This window comes from Pseudovibrio sp. Ad37 (genome assembly GCF_001623075.1).
Classification (GTDB): domain Bacteria; phylum Pseudomonadota; class Alphaproteobacteria; order Rhizobiales; family Stappiaceae; genus Pseudovibrio.
Genome location: NZ_LMCF01000006.1, coordinates 1 through 16,795 on the forward strand (window position 1 = coordinate 1; position 16,795 = coordinate 16,795).

Here is a 16,795-nt window from a genome sequence, read left to right on the forward strand (position 1 = left end):
TTCAACGTATGTTTTGCAGCAAACACAGTCGCAAAAATCGACTTAACATCATAACATGACCGTCACCCATGTCCCCGAATAAACGTCAACCATCTCTCCGGGACAAACATCAAAGCCCGGGATGACACCGGTGGGACTGCAAAAAACTTATCCCCCTTGGCAAAAGATGCCGCCATACTAACTCCCATGCCTACGTAACGGGCTGCTGGCGGACCATCCGTCAGTTTGTCGTAGGCTGGGTGGGGCTTTTGAGAGAGGTAACGCATCTTTCAAAGGTCCGGTGGAACCGATTTTCAGACGTGACTGCATGGTCTGAGAGGAAGGGCCCAAGCTTGAGGGGCATCACGCAGTGGCATTTGCTGGTCAGAGCAGCTGATGTCAGGGATAGAGGACCTGTTTAGGCCGGGAAACTTGCCTGAGCAAAGCCACTGTCCTTCCAGGAAACTGGCTATCGTGTCTTTCAGGATAAGAGGCGATGTTGTCCATACCAAAATGCCCGGGCAAGGCGACAGCCAATGCCGAAGACTCACTACCAATAAAATGCGCAGGCACTGCCTGCTCGCCTTGCCCTCCCCATTTTGGGAGTTTCACGTGAAAACACCGCCGGTCATTTCCAGCGGTGCTAAAGCTGTTTGCATAACAGGAAGGCTCACGCTGCCGCCTTCTCCTTAAACATGTGAAGCCGGTCCGTATCTTCCCACTGCAATCTATAGCCAAGCTGCTCAATGAACACCTTCGCAGGGTGGGTCTTGATCGGGTTGAACGTCCACTGGCTAAAGCCCTTGCGCTGAATATCTTCCTCCGTGCGCTCAAGCAGATACTTCGCCAAACCATAGCGGCGAAAATCCGGATGCACATACACGTTGAAGATATGGGCACTGTCGTTCTGAAGCCCCCAATAGCAATAGCCTTTAATGTCATCTGCCATTTCAGCGGCAAAGGTGCGTAGCAAAGCCTCTTCCATCCGCTTGCGCTGCACAGCCTCACACGTCTTCCACCGCTCAAAATTCTGCGGTTCCAACTCCGCCATATAATGAGCCTCAAGCTCCAGTAAAGCCGGAAGATCCTTCGCTTCAGACACCCTGATTATGGGAACAACCATCTGCCAACCCTCTTATGTCACCATTGTAACTTTGCCCGTATCAAGGTCATACACCCCGCCAACCACCTTCAACGTCCCCGCCTTGAAGTGCTTGTCTAAAATGGGTGATGCCTGCTGCAAAGCCGTCACGCCCCACTGCACATTGGCTTTGATGGCATTGACAAGAACATCCCCCTTCTCACCCTGCGCCTGTTGCACAGGAGGTCGAAGAAGTTCAACAAGCGTCTGAATATGACCGGGAAACTGGTTGCCACTTTGTGTCGAAGAAATCGCCGCCTTAACAGCACCGCACTTCTCGTGCCCCAACACCATAATGAGCTGCGTACCCAGCACATCAACACAAAACTCAAGGCTCGCCAGCCCTTCCGGCGTCACAACATTGCCAGCAATACGAACCACAAAAAGATCCCCACGCCCGGTATCAAACGCCAGCTCCGGCGCCACACGGGAATCCGCACAGCCAAGGATCGCCGCAAACGGGTTTTGCCCAGCAGCCAGTGCAGCACGGGTACTCTGGAAATCAGCAGGAGTGATATCACCCTCAACATAGCGTTTGTTACCATCCATCAAACGCTTAAGAGCAGCCTCACCACCAATCTCATTCTTAGGAATAGGCGGCTCCTGCGCACTGACAGACGAAACAGCACCAACACCACCCGTTGCCAGAGCAGCACCAAACACACCAGCCGTTTTCAAAAACTTGCGGCGCGCTGGTGATCCAACCAAACCCGCTTTGTCATTACACATCCAACACATAGGCTTCTCCTGGCCAAACAACAAAAGTTGCAGCCAGCCTAAAAGCCCATTCTGGACATTCTGTTGTTGAATTGGATGAAACAGCCCTAAACAAAAAGAACTCACAATCGCACCTAAATTTCTCTTTCCAGCCGCGGACCAATTTCTCTGAATTCGTTATTAAGATAAAAACTCAGCGTCGTTTTCCAGGCCGGCTGATGCGGCGCTCCCACTTCCAAATACGGCCAGTCCATCTCCTGCCCCTTCAACACCGCCTGCTGCAGCAGTATCTTACCAACCCCGGCACACCGGCCAGACGGCACAACGTAAAACTCAACAATTTCACCAAACCGGCCACCAGCATAAATGGCCTTCTTTTCCGCCAGTGTAATGAGTCCGAGAAGCTCCCCCTGAGACCGCGCCAGATAAGCCCAATAGCGAGAGCCACCATCCGACAGAATATCCTCAGCCGTCATTTTGAACTGCCCAACATCAAGCTCATCTTCCGGCCAAAGTTCGCTTTCCATCGCAAAGACGAGTTCACCCAAACGATGCGCATCCGCTTCTCTGGCAGGTTCCACTGTAATCTCATCGAATATCACGGACCCATCTCCCTGATCTCAAGTCGCAATGACCAGCCTACCAATTTTTAGAGCGTCGACCCATTCTCAAAACTGGGAGAATTTAGCCGTATAACTCTAATACTGTGAGGCTGCCTAATTATTCCCCTCAACAATGATGAAGCTATACTCGAATGGGTATTCCGACCAATGATAGTAAGGCGCAGCTTCCTTATGGATTTCACTGTTAGGGATCGGCTTGCCTTTAAGCTGCTGATAAAGGGCAGACATGTTCTCAGGGACAGCCTTGGAGTGCCCTTTCCAAAGGATAGCAACCGGATAGGCGTAGTTGATATCGATACCGGAATACTCCGGAATGGTTACTGCCCAACCCGGTTTCAGGTCGCCAATGTTACCCGCAATGCTGTGAGACGTGGTCAGAACACTTCGCACACCATACTGCGCCAGCGTATCAACAATTGCCTGAGAAGGAAGCGCGTGCGCACTTGGCTTCTTAAAACTGCCAAAGGCAAAGTTGAAGGGAATGAGCACAACGATCAGCACTGCCAGCACACTAGCCGTGCCAAGAATGATCTTGGCCTGACGTATTGAGACCTCAGCAAACAGCCACAGCGAAGCAACCAGCGGAGCAAGAAACAGGATTGGTTGAAGCCACCGGTCTTTCACATTGGTCGCACCACTTGCAACAACAGACACAGCAGCAATAACCAGCCCAAAGATAACGACAAGCGTGAGAAGCTTGCGAATGGTCTCATTCACATATTGGTCGTGCTGCTCAGCATCCTTCCAATAAAAGCTCGTCGCCCATGCGCAAAAGAACAGGACCACGGCCACAATGACAAACTGCAAAGCTGCATTTATCAGAGAGATAAACCCGGTCAGAAAATGCCGTTCAACCTTTTCGATTCCGAACTTATGGACACGCGCGTAGATGAGGTCCTGGTTCTCAAACATCCAGAAAGCAGGAGGAAGCAAAAGCACGATAGCAACAGCAGCAGAACCAAGAATGTATTTTGAACGTAGAAACTTGCGACCGTCCTCAATGCAAAAAACTGCTGCGATCAAAGCAGCGAGCAAAAACATATAGTTGTATTTGGAAAGCGCACCTGCTGCGATCACAACACCAAACACAACAGCGCGCCACCAACTTGGCTTTTCGATGCAGGTCAGGAAGACATAAACCGTCCACGCAGAACACGCGAACATCAAAACTGAATGGCTCAACGCCCGCTGCGCCTCCCAGGAGATCTGCGGCAGAAAGATAAGTGAGGCCGTCCCGATAGCAGCCAACGTCGGATCAGAGGCCTTCCGCGCTGTGAGCCAAACACCTAGATAGCCAAGAAACAACAAGGTGTTTTTAAGAAGAGCAGTTGCAAAGAGCCCTTCTCCAAACACCCAGAAGAAAGCGATCGTCAGCCAAGTATAAAGTGGTGGCTGCGGGCCATATCCAAGCTGAAAACTCTGAGCTGCAATAATCTGCTCCGCTTCATCCAGGCCCAATACGGGAGACGCAAAATAACGAATAATGGTCTGGACGATGAAGTATCCAGCAAGAAGCCAGACAAAGTGTTTCGCGATGAACGTAGCCCAGTTATCCGAGACTATGGCGCGTTGAAGTTTGGGAAGGAAACCTTGATCTTGCAGCATCTGCACCATGCGCAGCTATCGACGCTTTTGCGCCTTGTTTTCGTTCCCTCCACCATAGCAATTACAACTAAGCATTGGCTTTCAGCTTTAATTAAAACCAGAGGCCAATAAAAAAGCCCTCGCAAGCATAACCTGCGAAGGCTCTGAATTTATAAGAGATGCCGCCCTTTAGTGACGGAAGTGGCGCATTCCAGTAACGACCATTGCCAAGCCAGCTTCATCAGCGGCTTTGATCACTTCATCATCACGCATGGAACCACCTGGCTGAATTACAGCAGTGGCACCAGCCTCAGCAGCAGAAAGCAAACCATCAGCGAACGGGAAGAACGCATCAGAAGCAACCACACAACCTTTAGTCAACGGCTCAGCAAGGCCGGCGGCCTCAGCGGCATCCTCAGCTTTGCGTGCTGCAATGCGAGCGCTGTCAACACGGCTCATTTGCCCTGCTCCGATGCCAACAGTCGCACCATCTTTGACGTAAACAATCGCATTGGATTTCACATGCTTGCCAACACGGAAGGCCATTTTCAGATCAGCCAGTTCCTGATCAGACGGAGTACGCTTTGTCACCACCTTCAGATCCAGATCATCAACAACACCGCTGTCGCGATCCTGAACCAGCAAGCCACCAGAAACAGTCTTCACAAACAGGCCCTTGGCGCGTGGATCAGAAAGACCATTAGTCAGAAGCAAACGCAGGTTCTTTTTCTTCGCAACCAGCTCAATCGCTTCTTCTGTCGCATCAGGAGCGATGATTACCTCAGTGAAGATCTTGGTAATCTCAGAAGCAGCATCCGCATCCAGAGTACCGTTGAGCGCAACAATGCCACCAAACGCAGAAACCGGATCACAAGCCAGCGCTTTCTCGTAGGCTTCCTTCAGCGTAGGCGCCTCTGCAACACCACATGGGTTCGCATGCTTGATGATAGCAACTGCTGCCGTACGAGCCGGATCAAACTCGGAAACAAGCTCAAACGCTGCATCTGTATCATTGATGTTGTTGTAAGAGAGCTGCTTACCCTGTACTTGACGAGCCGTCGCCACACCTGGGCGCTTCTCACCTGTCACGTAAAAGCCAGCTGCCTGATGAGGGTTCTCACCATAGCGCATCACTTCATTCAGCGTACCACCAATCGCGCGATAATCCGGAGCTGCCTCATCAATCTGCTCTGCCATCCAGTTGGAAACAGCAGCATCATAAGCAGCGGTACGAGCAAAAGCCTTCTGCGCCAGCTTCTTACGAAGAGCAATCGGAGACTGACCGTTATGCGTATCCAGCGCCACAACCACAGCAGCATAATCAGCTGGGTCAACAACAGTGGTTACATAGGCATGGTTTTTGGCAGCAGCGCGTGTCATCGCCGGACCACCAATGTCGATATTCTCGACACCGTTTGCGTAGTCAGCACCAGAAGTCACGGTGTCTTCAAATGGGTAAAGGTTCACACAAAGCAGGTCGATACCGATGATACCATGCTCATCCATCGCAGCAACATGCTCAGCATCATCACGAATGCTCAGCAATCCGCCATGCACCATAGGATGAAGCGTCTTAACACGGCCATCCATGATTTCAGGAAAACCAGTAACCTCGGAAATATCTTTAACTGGGAGGCCAGCCTCAGCAATCGTTTTGCGAGTTCCGCCTGTTGAGATCAGCTCAACTCCACGTTCGGAAAGCGCTTTCGCAAACTCAACAAGACCGGTTTTATCGGAGACAGAAAGAAGCGCACGCTTAACCGATACGATTTCAGGTATCGGAACGCCTTTGGAGACAACGGCCATGGGTAAAAGCCTACTCTCTTAGAGAAAATGGAAGGGTTTTGACGCCCGCCAAATAACACTTATTCACAGCTGTGGGAACCCATTTTATGGGGATTGAGAGCGGTTTGACGGGTAACCTTTAGGAGCAGTTTATATCCCCTAAAGGGCAAAGGCACAAATGACGTTAGGTCTTCCGCCGCGCCTTGGCAGAAGCTGTCTTTCTCAACATCCAGGTCACGCTCAACGCTTCTTTCACACCAACCGTAAGAACGATCTGCTGTGTCTGTCGATGACCGAATACGTCTGACAGATAAATTGATTCCTCAATGGAGAACTCAATCCCATCCGCAGAAAACTCCCAAGCTTCACCATCCGCACACCGCAAAACAGCAGCATCACCCAATGGCAACATGGTGCAACTCACTTGTGGATGTAGATGAAAACGGATCGTGACAATCTCTTCCTCTGCCTTGTCAGATGCTGGCTTGAACTGATCAATCCCATCCAGAACGGTTCCATCACGCGACAACGTCAGATCACGTTCATGAACAATACCATAGCGCTCTACATAACCGTCATGACTTGCAATCACACGGTCAGAAAGATCGGTATCCTGTCGCTCCGCTTCAACGTCTTTGGGACCAGACAGGACTGGGTTACCCAGCATCTTATCAAAACGGGAAGACGTCAGAAAACGACAAGAAGATGTATCGCCAATTCCTGCTGTCGAATGCGCAGCAGTTGAACGAGCCACCATCTTCCAGGCAACTTGCTCTCGTGTAGAAACGCCACAGTTCACAACAATACGGTTGCGCTTTGAGGAGAACTCAAAGGAGAGACAACCAGCATGCGTACTGCTGGAGAAACGCGTTGGCGGCGGTGCTCCCACATCGATCATCACAAGGCTATCACCACCAGTAAGACGCTGATAGCCGGAATGCGGTGCACTAACAGGCGGTGTTCCACGTGCATCATCATAAGCAAGGATGGTCGCGACCACATCACCCGGAGTAGAAGCCATGCCATTGAAGTGAGCAAAGGATCCATCACCATGACGGAAGAAGCGGATCATCGGCATCATGCGGTCAATGGATTCCATCATGACTGGAGACACCGTTTGTCCCTGCATCACGAGCGCCTGGCGGATTGGAAGCAGATCAACAAGGATCTCAATAATCGCACCGGGATGTCGGGAGATATGACCACCATCCGGCAGGATTTGACGCTTCAACTCCTGATCAAGGCGTTTCAGAGCTTGTTTGACGTGACGCCCCTGCCCATCCATGGAAACCGTTGCACAAGCATTCGCCATGGCAACTGTCAGACGCGGCAAGCCATCCGGCGCTTTGTTCATAGTCCGGCGTAGATAACGCACCTGTCGGTACAGCGACCGCATGAAGGCACGATAGAAATCCGCTTCACATCCAGTCAGCAGTAAGGGAGATTGAGCCATCCAGCTCAGCACACGGCGCGCAACAACTTCCTGCTTCCAGCCGCCATCATGCCAGCGACCGCAGGATCTGATCCAGTCCTCAACCAAAGCACGGGCATTTTGCTGTGCCATGTTGGTCTCAGCAGCACGCAAATGGCGAAGCCATGAAAACCCATGCAGCGCTTTTGACCATTGGAGATTCGGCGGCTCAACATCAAACGGAGATTGCCCGCCCACCTCAACCAGATGCCCAGCAAACAGGAACCGGCCTGCATAAATGTCAGCGGCGTTTGTTGCATCTGCAGTGCGCAGATCCTGAGGAGCGATAAGCAGACGCGATGGCGCACTTCCAAACGAGAACACGCGGAACATAGATCCCCCTCGCGCCCAGTTCAGACTGTTTTGAGCCATGTTTTGTGTCAAAAGACTAAGGATTCTAAGTCTTTCAGACACCGTTGCGCCCGTCATACCCCTTCAGCACTCCATTGGAGCGTATCCCCGAAAAGCAGTTTCGGTTTCAGATAAGGATACGCACAAAAACAAAGATTTAGAGCGTGAGCAAGAAAGCGATTTGCAACAACACGCTCTAAACAAACTTAACAAATGGTTTGCGCCCAAGCTCTTTAAATCTCGTTAACCATGCCCACTTTGCGCAAATCCTTGGTGACATTCCACCAGCTCTTTTTAAGAGAGACGCAAACGAGCTGCGAAAAAGCCATCCAAACCGCCAGATGTTTTACCTGAGGATGGGTTCTGGCCTGGCATCGCACGGAAGTCGCCTTGAGAATTAATCGCCTCAGCAACGCCGCCCAGCTCATCAGCTGTTACAGGCACACGCTGCACCTCAGGATGCTCCAGCAACAAGCGCTGAACTTGCAATTCACCCTCTTCCTGTTCCAGCGAACAGGTGCAGTAAACAAGAGTTCCACCCGGCTTCAGCCAACCCAGTGCTTTTTCAAGCAATTCGTACTGTAGGTCAGCAAGCTTGAGCACATCATCTTCACGCTTCAGCCATGCCACATCTGGGTGACGGCGAATGGTACCGGTTGCAGAGCAAGGTGCATCCAGCAGAATTGCGTCAAACAGATCAACCGGCACAAATTCACGAAGATCAGAAACTTCAGTCTCAGCTTCCAAACCAACGCGCTTCAGATTCTGTGTCAGGCGCTGCAAACGACGGGCTGAGATATCGACAGCTGTCACATCAGCACCAGCAGCAGCAAGCTGCATGGTCTTACCACCGGGGGCGGCACACAAATCTGCAACCACTTTGCCTTTGATATCACCCAGCAAGCGGGCTGGAACAGCAGCTGCAGCATCCTGAACCCACCATTTGCCATCTTCAAAGCCTTCCAGCTTTTCAATCGGCCCGTCTGGCTGCAAGCGTACGGAATAACCCAGCTGAACTTCACCACCCAGCTTTTCCGCCCAATCATCACGATCTGCTGGTACGCTCAGGTCCAGATGCGGCTCCTGCATATGCGCAGCGGACATCGCACGCGCAGCTTCTTCGCCATAAACTTCACACCAGCGCGCAAACATCCAATCAGGAGCATTCAGCTTCGCAGTATCTTGCTCAGCAATAATCGCTGCACCTTCACGTGTTGCACGGCGCAGAACGGCATTGACGAGGTTTTTATACGGCTTAGCACGTGCATCACGGCCTGCGAGCGTCACAGCCAGAGAAACCGCGGCGTGATCCGGCACGGACATAAAGAACAACTGCGCCATGGCAACATGGAGAATGTCCAGAACGCGACCGGTTTTCTCAGGAATAGGACGGTCAAGGAAGCGATCAACCACATCCTGAATCTGACCACGGCGACGCAGCGCGGTGCCAATAATTGCCCGAACAAGCGCCCGATCATTCGGCTCAAGGCGTTTATAGCCCGGATGACCATTGTTCAGGTCAAGCTCACCATCCAGTGGCATGCGCTTGCTCAAAACTTTACCAATCAGATCGGTGGCAGCCTTACGAGCTGCGTAGCCGGGATCTTTAAAGGTGCCCTCTACGCTCTCCGTTTCGGAAGCTCTGTCATTGTCTCTTGGAGTCTTCGGTGCTCCAGAACGCTTTCTCCCCTTGAACTTGGAGTTTCTGTCCTGAGAGGATGTATTCTTACGCTCTGCGCTCATCGTTGATCCATGTATTCCAGAATGTGTCGCCAGACCTTCGGCGCCATCTATTCTTTTAAAGATGCATTCTTGTGTGAAGAGCCTCACTCAGAGGCCAACCGGTTTCATCAGGTTCCACTAGAGTTTCGGCGGATTACTGCCAGTTGTAACCAAAGGAGAACTGTCAAATCCTGCTCGGCTAACCACAGAACCTTTAATATTGCAAAGACAATTTGGGAAGCGCGAATAGTTATTCAGGTAAACACGGTACAATCAACAAAGCAAATGCGAGAGACGGTTCGCATTCGCAGATTTCCCTTGCTTTTAGCCCCATGGCCCTTTGGGCTTCCGAGGTTCATCACGACTAGGTTGGTCATGACCACCACGCTGCCCTGATTGGCGGGATGCTCCCCATGGGCCACTTGGGCGAAGTGTTTCACGCCGCGGCTGAGCTTGTGACGTCTCGCGCACGTTAAAATGACCACCACCGCCAGAACTACGTGTTTCAGTAAAGCCAGCTTCAGAAGCCATCTGACGAAGCGCCGCAATCCGGTTATCTGTGTTCGGATGTGTCGAGAACAGGTTGTCCATGTTCTGACCGGAAAGCGGATTGATGATGAACATATGCGCCGTTGCAGGGTTATGTTCTGCATCTTCATTCACAACCCGCGCCGCGCCACCAGCAATCTTATGCAAAGCGGAAGCAAGCCAAAGCGGGTTACCACAAATCTGCGCACCCATACGGTCAGCTGCATATTCACGTGTTCTGGAAATCGCCATCTGAACCAAAGCCGCCGCCATTGGTGCAAGGATCATCATCAGGATAGACCCAATCAGACCAAGCGGATTGTTGCGGTTTCCGCCAAAGAAAAGCGCAAAGTTCGCCAGCATGGAGACCGCACCAGCGATCGTCGCAGTAATCGTCATGATCAGCGTGTCACGGTTTTTCACGTGGGCCAACTCGTGCGCCATCACGCCCGCAACTTCTTCTTTGGAAAGAGAGTTCAAAAGACCAGTCGTCGCTGCAACTGCTGCATTCTCAGGGTTTCGGCCTGTCGCAAACGCATTGGGCTGCGGGTTGTTGATCACATAAACCTTCGGCATCGGCAGCTCAGCACGCGCCGCCATAGTACGAACCATACCATAAAGCTCCGGGGCCTGTCGTTCATCCACTTCCTGCGCATGGTGCATGGCCAAAACCATGCGATCCGAATTCCAATAGGAGAAGATGTTCATACCACCGGCGATCAATAGAGCAATCAGCATGCCGGTTTGGCCGCCAAGCATGAAGCCAATACCCATAAACAAAGCGGTCATCGCCGCAAGCAGCATACCGGTCCGTACATAGTTCATGGTTTCAATGCTCCAATCTGTTCTCTTAGTTCGCCAATTCCGTCGGTCATCCACCAATGAACGCAGTGCCCATTGCAAAATACAGGCTCACGCGCCTATATCTAAGCCTACGCGATCATTGTGAAACTACCACTACCAGCTTAAGTGGTAGCTCCAAATGGCAAACGCAAGCTTACAACAGCGATAAGCAGCATCAGCCAACCGGGATTGAAATGGAAAAAGACAACAAATCAGCCGTCGAAAACTTTAAAACACAAGAAGTCGATACGACGGAGCAGATTGAAGAAGCGTCGAAAAAACGCCGGTTTGAAGAACTGCCCCCTGCCGCCCAACGCGCTTTAAAAGAAGCCGAAGAGCGCCGCGCAGAGATCGATGCTGCCCAAAAAGAAATGCCGAAAGAGCTCAATGGCCGCGGTGGCCTGGACCCTGCCCGCTACAGCGATTGGGAAGTCAAAGGCATTACCAGCGATTTTTAGAGCGCAATCGTCAATAATGGTTCCGGCTTTCAGATAAGAACACACACGTAGCCAGCTCCCTAGAAGATCTTAAACCATCGGACGACCGCAAACAGTCCCACACCGATAAAGATCAGAATCCCGCTAACAATACTAAACGCAACCGGATCATGGCTTCCCGGAATGCCGCCCACATTAACGCCGAGTAATCCAGTTACAAAGCTAAGCGGCAGAAACACAACGGCAATTGCCGCCATCATCAGCATATAGCGGTTGGTGTTCTCTGATCGTTTAAACATGATCTGGTCGTGAACTATTTCTGCTCGTTCACGGATAGCATCCATCTCCTCGGCAATTCGAAGGGCTCGGTCACCCGCTTCACGAACGCGGCGTTTGTTGATCCGATTGACCCATTCAAACTTCTCAATTTCAAAATTCCTTAAGATATCCAGATGCGCCAGCATGCTGCGTCTAACAATGGTTGCCAACCGACGAACCTGCGCGAGTTCGCTTTCCCAAGGATGATCTCCTGTCTCCAGCACCACATCTTCAAGATGATCGATCCTGCCCTGAAGCACCTCAACCATTTCTTCAGCACGTTCCGCTATCGCCAGCACCAATCGAGCCCAGAATTCTGCCGTACTTTCCGGTGGCACACGGGCCTTGAACCCCTCAACCAAACTTTGAAAAACATCCAGCGGATCGTGCCAGATGCAGATCATCCGCTTAGCATCCACCCAGATCTGGGCACATTCCATGTCGCCGCTTTCCTGTTTCGGCAACTCATTGAAAACGTTGATGGCAATAAACGCCCCTTTTGTACGTACATGGCAATGCGGACGTACCTCTCGGGCCAGAAGACCATCAATATCGTTGTGTTCCAGCCCAATTTCTTCAAGAAATTCGCGGTTCTGAGCGGCAACCCGTTGCAAATAAGCCCAATAAAATTCGTCGGGCTCCAGCTCATAGTCACGCAGCTGTTCTAGCGTGAGTCTGCGCATGCCTTTTGACTTGGAAAAGACAATGACAAATGAAGAATCCAAATGAATCTGGCTCGCTTCAATATTTTCTGTGGTTTGTGCCATTCCGACAAATCCCGGCCCAAGTTCGATCCTAACTCAACGCACACATCAAAACCCACACTTCTAAAAAATCAGATGACAAACCCCAGAAGAAACACCTATTCAGCTTAGCGCACAGTAAATTGGTTAACAGCCAATTTACCAAAAAACACTAGAGTTTTGGTGCTCCGAGCATTTGTTGTAAATCATTCCTGCGAGGATTCTTGTGTCCACGAAAGAAATTGAGAAAAAATCTAGCGGAGGAAACCCGTTTCAGCGGCTGAATCAGCAGCTCGCTGGAATCGAACCGGGTCTTGATCCAATTGTCATGACAATCGGTGAACCGCGTCATGAACCTCCAAGCTACGTCATTGAAGTACTTGAAGAAAATCAGAACGGTTTCCGCAAGTATCCTGCAATTCGTGGTACAGATGAATTCCGTGCAGCTGTTGGCAAATGGGTCAAAAACCGTTTTCAACTCTCTGATGCCTTCGATCCGGACAAAAGCGTTATTCCGCTCAACGGCTCTCGCGAAGGACTTGTCTTTGGCTGTGTTTGCGCTCGCGACTATCTGAAGAAAGACGGTAAGCCGGCTGTTATTTTGCCGAACCCGTTTTACCAATCCTATGGTGCAGGTGCTCATATTGCGGGTGCTGACGAAATTCTTTTGCCAGAACCAGCAGACGGAGTTTTGCCTGATCTGGATGCCATCGATCCAGCTTTGCTCGACCGCACCGTCGCATTCTATTTCGCGTCCCCCGCCAACCCACAAGGCACCGTTGCGCCTATGGAGTATTGGCAAAAGCTCATCAAGCTGGCACGCAAACACAACTTTCTGCTCTTCGCTGATGAGTGCTACTCTGAAATCTATCGCGACACGCCTCCAACAGGCATTTTGGAGGCCGCAGAAGCTCTTGATGGCACGCTGAAAAATGTCGTGACATTCAACTCATTGTCCAAACGCTCTAACCTCCCCGGCGCACGCTGTGGCTTTGCTGCCGGAGATCCGGAGTTCATTCAGTTCTTCGCCGATTTCCGCAATGTTGCAGCACCTCAAGTCCCAATGCCTGTGCAGGCGCTCGCCGTTCGTGCGTTCGGAGATGAAGGACACGTGATCGAAAACCGCCGCCTCTACAATAAAAAATACGACGCCGCAGAGGAAATGCTATCTCCTCTATTTGGCTCAGTACGTAAAGATGGCGGCTTTTTCCTCTGGCTGGATGTTTCCCGCTGGGGTTCTGGAACACAGGTCGCTGAAAAGCTCTGGCGTGAAGTGGGCGTAAAGTCCTTGCCAGGAGCTTACATCGCCTCTGATATGCCGGACGGCTCCAACCCCGGTGACAAATATATTCGCCTCGCCCTCGTTGAATCTTTGGAAGTCAGCAAGGAAGCTTTCCGAAGAATTTTGGACTCTCTGGAGTAATTGAATGCGTCAGGCTGCTGCAATGCAACGACCAAAAGCAAGCTCTGTTTCACTGGCTGACACAGAGAGCCCGATCAAGCGCTTTATCAAAAGCAACATAATCGTCATTGGTGGCGCGGTGATCCTCGTCATCGGTCTCTGTGTGGCGGCAGCCCTCGCAACATGGTCAACGGACGACCCAAGCTTGAATCACGCAACCAATGCGGAGATTCACAATGCACTGGGTCAGACTGGAGCCATTGTTGCAGACGTTTTGATGCAGACAATCGGGCTGGCAACAGCTGTCTTTCTGGTGCCCATCTTCATCTGGGGTTGGCGCCTGTCTCTCAAGTATACATCCGGCGTCACCCGTAAACGCTTTCTGACATGGCTTGTCGGAACCGTGCTGTTTGCAGGTGGTCTGGCGGCCATTCCAATTCCATCAAGCTGGCCATTGCCAACAGGACTTGGCGGTTTCCTTGGCGACTGGATCTTCTCAGTTCCAACTGCAATCCTGCCAGAGCTCTCGACCGGCATGAGAACCCTGACCGGTGCTGTCGGCCTTGGCCTGCCTTCGATTGTGCTATTAGCTTACGCAGCTGGTCTCATCGGCAAAGACCCAACCCCGGCAGAGTTCACCGAAGACGAAGCCGTTGAAGATGAATACACTCCTCACGAAGCATTGCCGTTCACGGAAGATTCTGAGGAAGACTATGACGGCGAAAATAACCGCTACTACGCAATTATTGGCGCACTAAGCCACTGGAAGCTCATGGCAACCAGCGCGATCCAGCGCACGGTCTTCAAGCGTAAGCTGGTCACTGAGCAAAATTGGCAGGAAGAAGATTATGCAACAGCTCCGCATGATCCAAACCAACCTCAGCAGCCTGAATACTACGAAGAAGAACAGCACGACCAACAGGCAGATCAGCAGTGGGAAGAGCACGGAGCTGATGAAGACGAGCCCGCTGAAAAAGACAACCTAGTCTCTCGTTTAAGACGCAAAGTAGCATCCAAACTCATGTCTGTCGAAGACGATGGCCTCAGCGATTATTATCAGCAGGAAGATCAGGCTGAGCGGTCAGATGTGCAGTTTGACCCGCAACACGACAACACCCAACATTATGCCGCACCAAACGAGCACTATCCTGAAGAACAGTGGGAGCCCGTTCCTGCAGGTGAACCTGTTTATGATGAACAGGGATATGTGCTCGGACCAGATGAATACCATGAGGGCGAAGACCTTCATCTCGGCCCTCAGCCAGATGCACCGATCGGCATTGCAAGTCCTGATGAGCAAGAACCACCAATGCAGACGGCGCCTCAACAACAGCCACCACGCCCTGCTCCGGGGCGCTCTGTACCGCGCCCGTTTGCTCAGGAAAAAAGATCTACCGCAATTATCAAACAACCACCGTTTGAATTGCCAAGCATCGAGCTGCTCGCTGAGCCTCAGGCAGACGGCAAACAGCGCCTGAGTAAAGACGCACTTGAGCAAAACGCCCGTATTCTGGAAGGCGTGCTGGGTGACTTTGGCGTCCGTGGTGAAATCATCGCAGTTCGCCCGGGACCTGTTGTCACGCTTTACGAACTGGAACCAGCTCCGGGTATCAAATCTTCCCGCGTTATTGGCCTGGCAGACGACATCGCCCGTTCCATGAGCGCGATCTCTGCACGTGTAGCCGTTATTCCGGGCAAAAACGCCATCGGTATCGAGCTGCCAAACGCCAAGCGCGAAACCGTATACCTTCGCGAACTTCTGGACTCTGAGGACTTTGACGCGTCCAAGGCAAAGCTGGCCATGGCCCTCGGCAAAACCATTAATGGTGAAGCCGTCATCGCCGACCTTGCCCGCATGCCTCACTTGCTCGTGGCGGGTACCACAGGCTCTGGTAAGTCCGTTTCCGTCAACACCATGATCCTCTCCCTGCTCTACAGACTCACCCCTGAGCAGTGTAAGATGATCATGATCGATCCGAAGATGCTGGAACTGTCCATTTATGACGGCATTCCGCACCTTCTCACCCCTGTTGTGACCGATCCGAACAAAGCCGTCGTGGCTTTGAAATGGACCGTTCGTGAGATGGAAGATCGCTACAAGAAAATGTCCAAGATGGGCGTGCGCAATATCGACGGGTACAATACCCGCATTGAGCAAGCCATGAAGAAGGGCGAAAGCTTCACCCGAACCGTTCAGACCGGTTTTGACAAAAACACTGGCGAGCCAATCTTCGAAGAAGAAGAACTGCCAATGGAGAAAATGCCGTACATCGTCGTCGTCGTTGATGAGATGGCTGATCTCATGATGGTGGCCGGTAAGGACATTGAAGGCGCAATCCAACGTCTGGCACAGATGGCCCGTGCAGCTGGTATCCACCTGATCATGGCAACCCAGCGTCCATCAGTGGACGTCATCACCGGCACTATTAAAGCCAACTTCCCAACCCGTATTTCGTTCCAGGTGACGTCTAAGATCGACAGTCGCACAATCCTTGGCGAAATGGGCGCAGAACAGCTGCTTGGCATGGGTGACATGCTTTACATGGCAGCAGGCGGTAGAACACAACGTGTTCACGGTCCATTCGTCGCTGATGATGAAGTGGAAGACATCGTTTCACACCTCAAAGAGCAAGGCACACCAACTTATCTCTCTGACGTGACTGAAGACGCCGAGTCTGAAGGCGGTTACGATGCCCTGACGCAAGGCTCCGGCAACGCAACCAACGACCTGTTCGATCAGGCCGTCGCAATCGTCGCCAGAGACCGCAAAGCATCGACCTCCTACATTCAGCGCCGCCTCTCAATCGGTTACAACCGTGCAGCTTCTCTTATTGAGCGCATGGAGCAGGAAGGCATGATCAGCCCAGCGAACCATGCCGGTAAGCGTGAAATCCTGCTTCCAGAAAACGGCGAACAGTTCTGATACCTCTCTTACAGCAGTCTGCCTACAGCCAATCACGAGGAGACTGCTGTAAAACACTCCCGAAAAGTTGATCAGTCATTTCGGAGATCTCTAGGCGAATTTATGGAATTTGAGGCATATGCCCCATCTTCGCCTTATGGTAACGATAGCCTATCAGAATGAGGGTTCACAAATAACCGCAAGCTGGATTTAGAGAAGAGTTAATCAACTCGCTTTACGGTTGTTCTA

At 51.7% G+C, this 16,795-nt stretch carries 12 protein-coding genes; 3 read left to right on the forward strand and 9 right to left on the reverse strand.

The window, feature by feature from the left end:
• Positions 1-649: 649 nt before the first annotated feature.
• The 8 genes from PsAD37_RS01045 to htpX form a co-directional block, all read right to left on the reverse strand.
• A complete protein-coding gene (locus PsAD37_RS01045) occupies positions 650-1,102 on the reverse strand; it encodes a GNAT family N-acetyltransferase (RefSeq protein WP_063294569.1) in 453 nt (150 codons plus the stop codon).
• Between the two features lie 12 nt (positions 1,103-1,114).
• Complete coding sequence (locus tag PsAD37_RS01050) at positions 1,115-1,858, reverse strand: carbonic anhydrase (protein WP_244272464.1); 744 nt, start codon at positions 1,856-1,858, stop codon at positions 1,115-1,117.
• Between the two features lie 113 nt (positions 1,859-1,971).
• Positions 1,972-2,439, reverse strand: a complete 468-nt coding sequence (locus PsAD37_RS01055) for a GNAT family N-acetyltransferase (protein WP_208991616.1) — start codon at positions 2,437-2,439, stop codon at positions 1,972-1,974.
• Positions 2,440-2,553: 114 nt separating this feature from the next.
• Complete coding sequence (locus tag PsAD37_RS01060) at positions 2,554-4,065, reverse strand: glycosyltransferase family 39 protein (RefSeq protein WP_063294611.1); 1,512 nt, start codon at positions 4,063-4,065, stop codon at positions 2,554-2,556.
• Positions 4,066-4,233: 168 nt separating this feature from the next.
• On the reverse strand, positions 4,234-5,850 hold the full coding sequence (purH, locus tag PsAD37_RS01065; protein WP_063294571.1) for a bifunctional phosphoribosylaminoimidazolecarboxamide formyltransferase/IMP cyclohydrolase: 1,617 nt from the start codon (positions 5,848-5,850) through the stop codon (positions 4,234-4,236).
• 163 nt (positions 5,851-6,013) lie between these two features.
• Positions 6,014-7,672: a heparinase II/III family protein gene (locus PsAD37_RS01070; RefSeq protein ID WP_063294572.1), complete on the reverse strand. Its 1,659-nt coding sequence runs from the start codon at positions 7,670-7,672 to the stop codon at positions 6,014-6,016.
• 273 nt (positions 7,673-7,945) lie between these two features.
• The gene (rsmB, locus tag PsAD37_RS01080; protein ID WP_084407620.1) at positions 7,946-9,394 is read right to left on the reverse strand and encodes a 16S rRNA (cytosine(967)-C(5))-methyltransferase RsmB; all 1,449 of its coding nucleotides are present in this window, start codon (positions 9,392-9,394) and stop codon (positions 7,946-7,948) included.
• A 303-nt stretch (positions 9,395-9,697) separates the two neighbouring features.
• Entirely contained in the window at positions 9,698-10,726 is a 1,029-nt protein-coding gene (gene htpX / locus PsAD37_RS01085) for a zinc metalloprotease HtpX (RefSeq protein WP_063294574.1), read from the reverse strand.
• A 212-nt stretch (positions 10,727-10,938) separates the two neighbouring features.
• Between htpX and PsAD37_RS01090 the strand changes: the two genes are divergently transcribed.
• On the forward strand, positions 10,939-11,202 hold the full coding sequence (locus PsAD37_RS01090) for a DUF1674 domain-containing protein (protein WP_063294575.1): 264 nt from the start codon (positions 10,939-10,941) through the stop codon (positions 11,200-11,202).
• A gap of 59 nt (positions 11,203-11,261) precedes the next feature.
• Here PsAD37_RS01090 and PsAD37_RS01095 read toward each other — a convergent pair whose 3' ends face one another.
• Positions 11,262-12,266 carry a CorA family divalent cation transporter gene (locus PsAD37_RS01095; protein ID WP_063294576.1) on the reverse strand — a complete coding sequence of 335 codons (1,005 nt, stop codon included), beginning with the start codon at positions 12,264-12,266 and terminating at the stop codon, positions 11,262-11,264.
• 202 nt (positions 12,267-12,468) lie between these two features.
• On the opposite strand from PsAD37_RS01095, the gene PsAD37_RS01100 reads away from it, so the two are divergent.
• Both PsAD37_RS01100 and PsAD37_RS01105 read left to right on the forward strand, forming a co-directional pair.
• On the forward strand, positions 12,469-13,665 hold the full coding sequence (locus tag PsAD37_RS01100) for an aminotransferase class I/II-fold pyridoxal phosphate-dependent enzyme (protein ID WP_063294577.1): 1,197 nt from the start codon (positions 12,469-12,471) through the stop codon (positions 13,663-13,665).
• A gap of 4 nt (positions 13,666-13,669) precedes the next feature.
• Positions 13,670-16,567, forward strand: coding sequence for a DNA translocase FtsK (locus tag PsAD37_RS01105; RefSeq protein WP_063294578.1), 2,898 nt, complete (start codon positions 13,670-13,672; stop codon positions 16,565-16,567).
• The last annotated feature ends 228 nt before the right edge of the window (positions 16,568-16,795 follow it).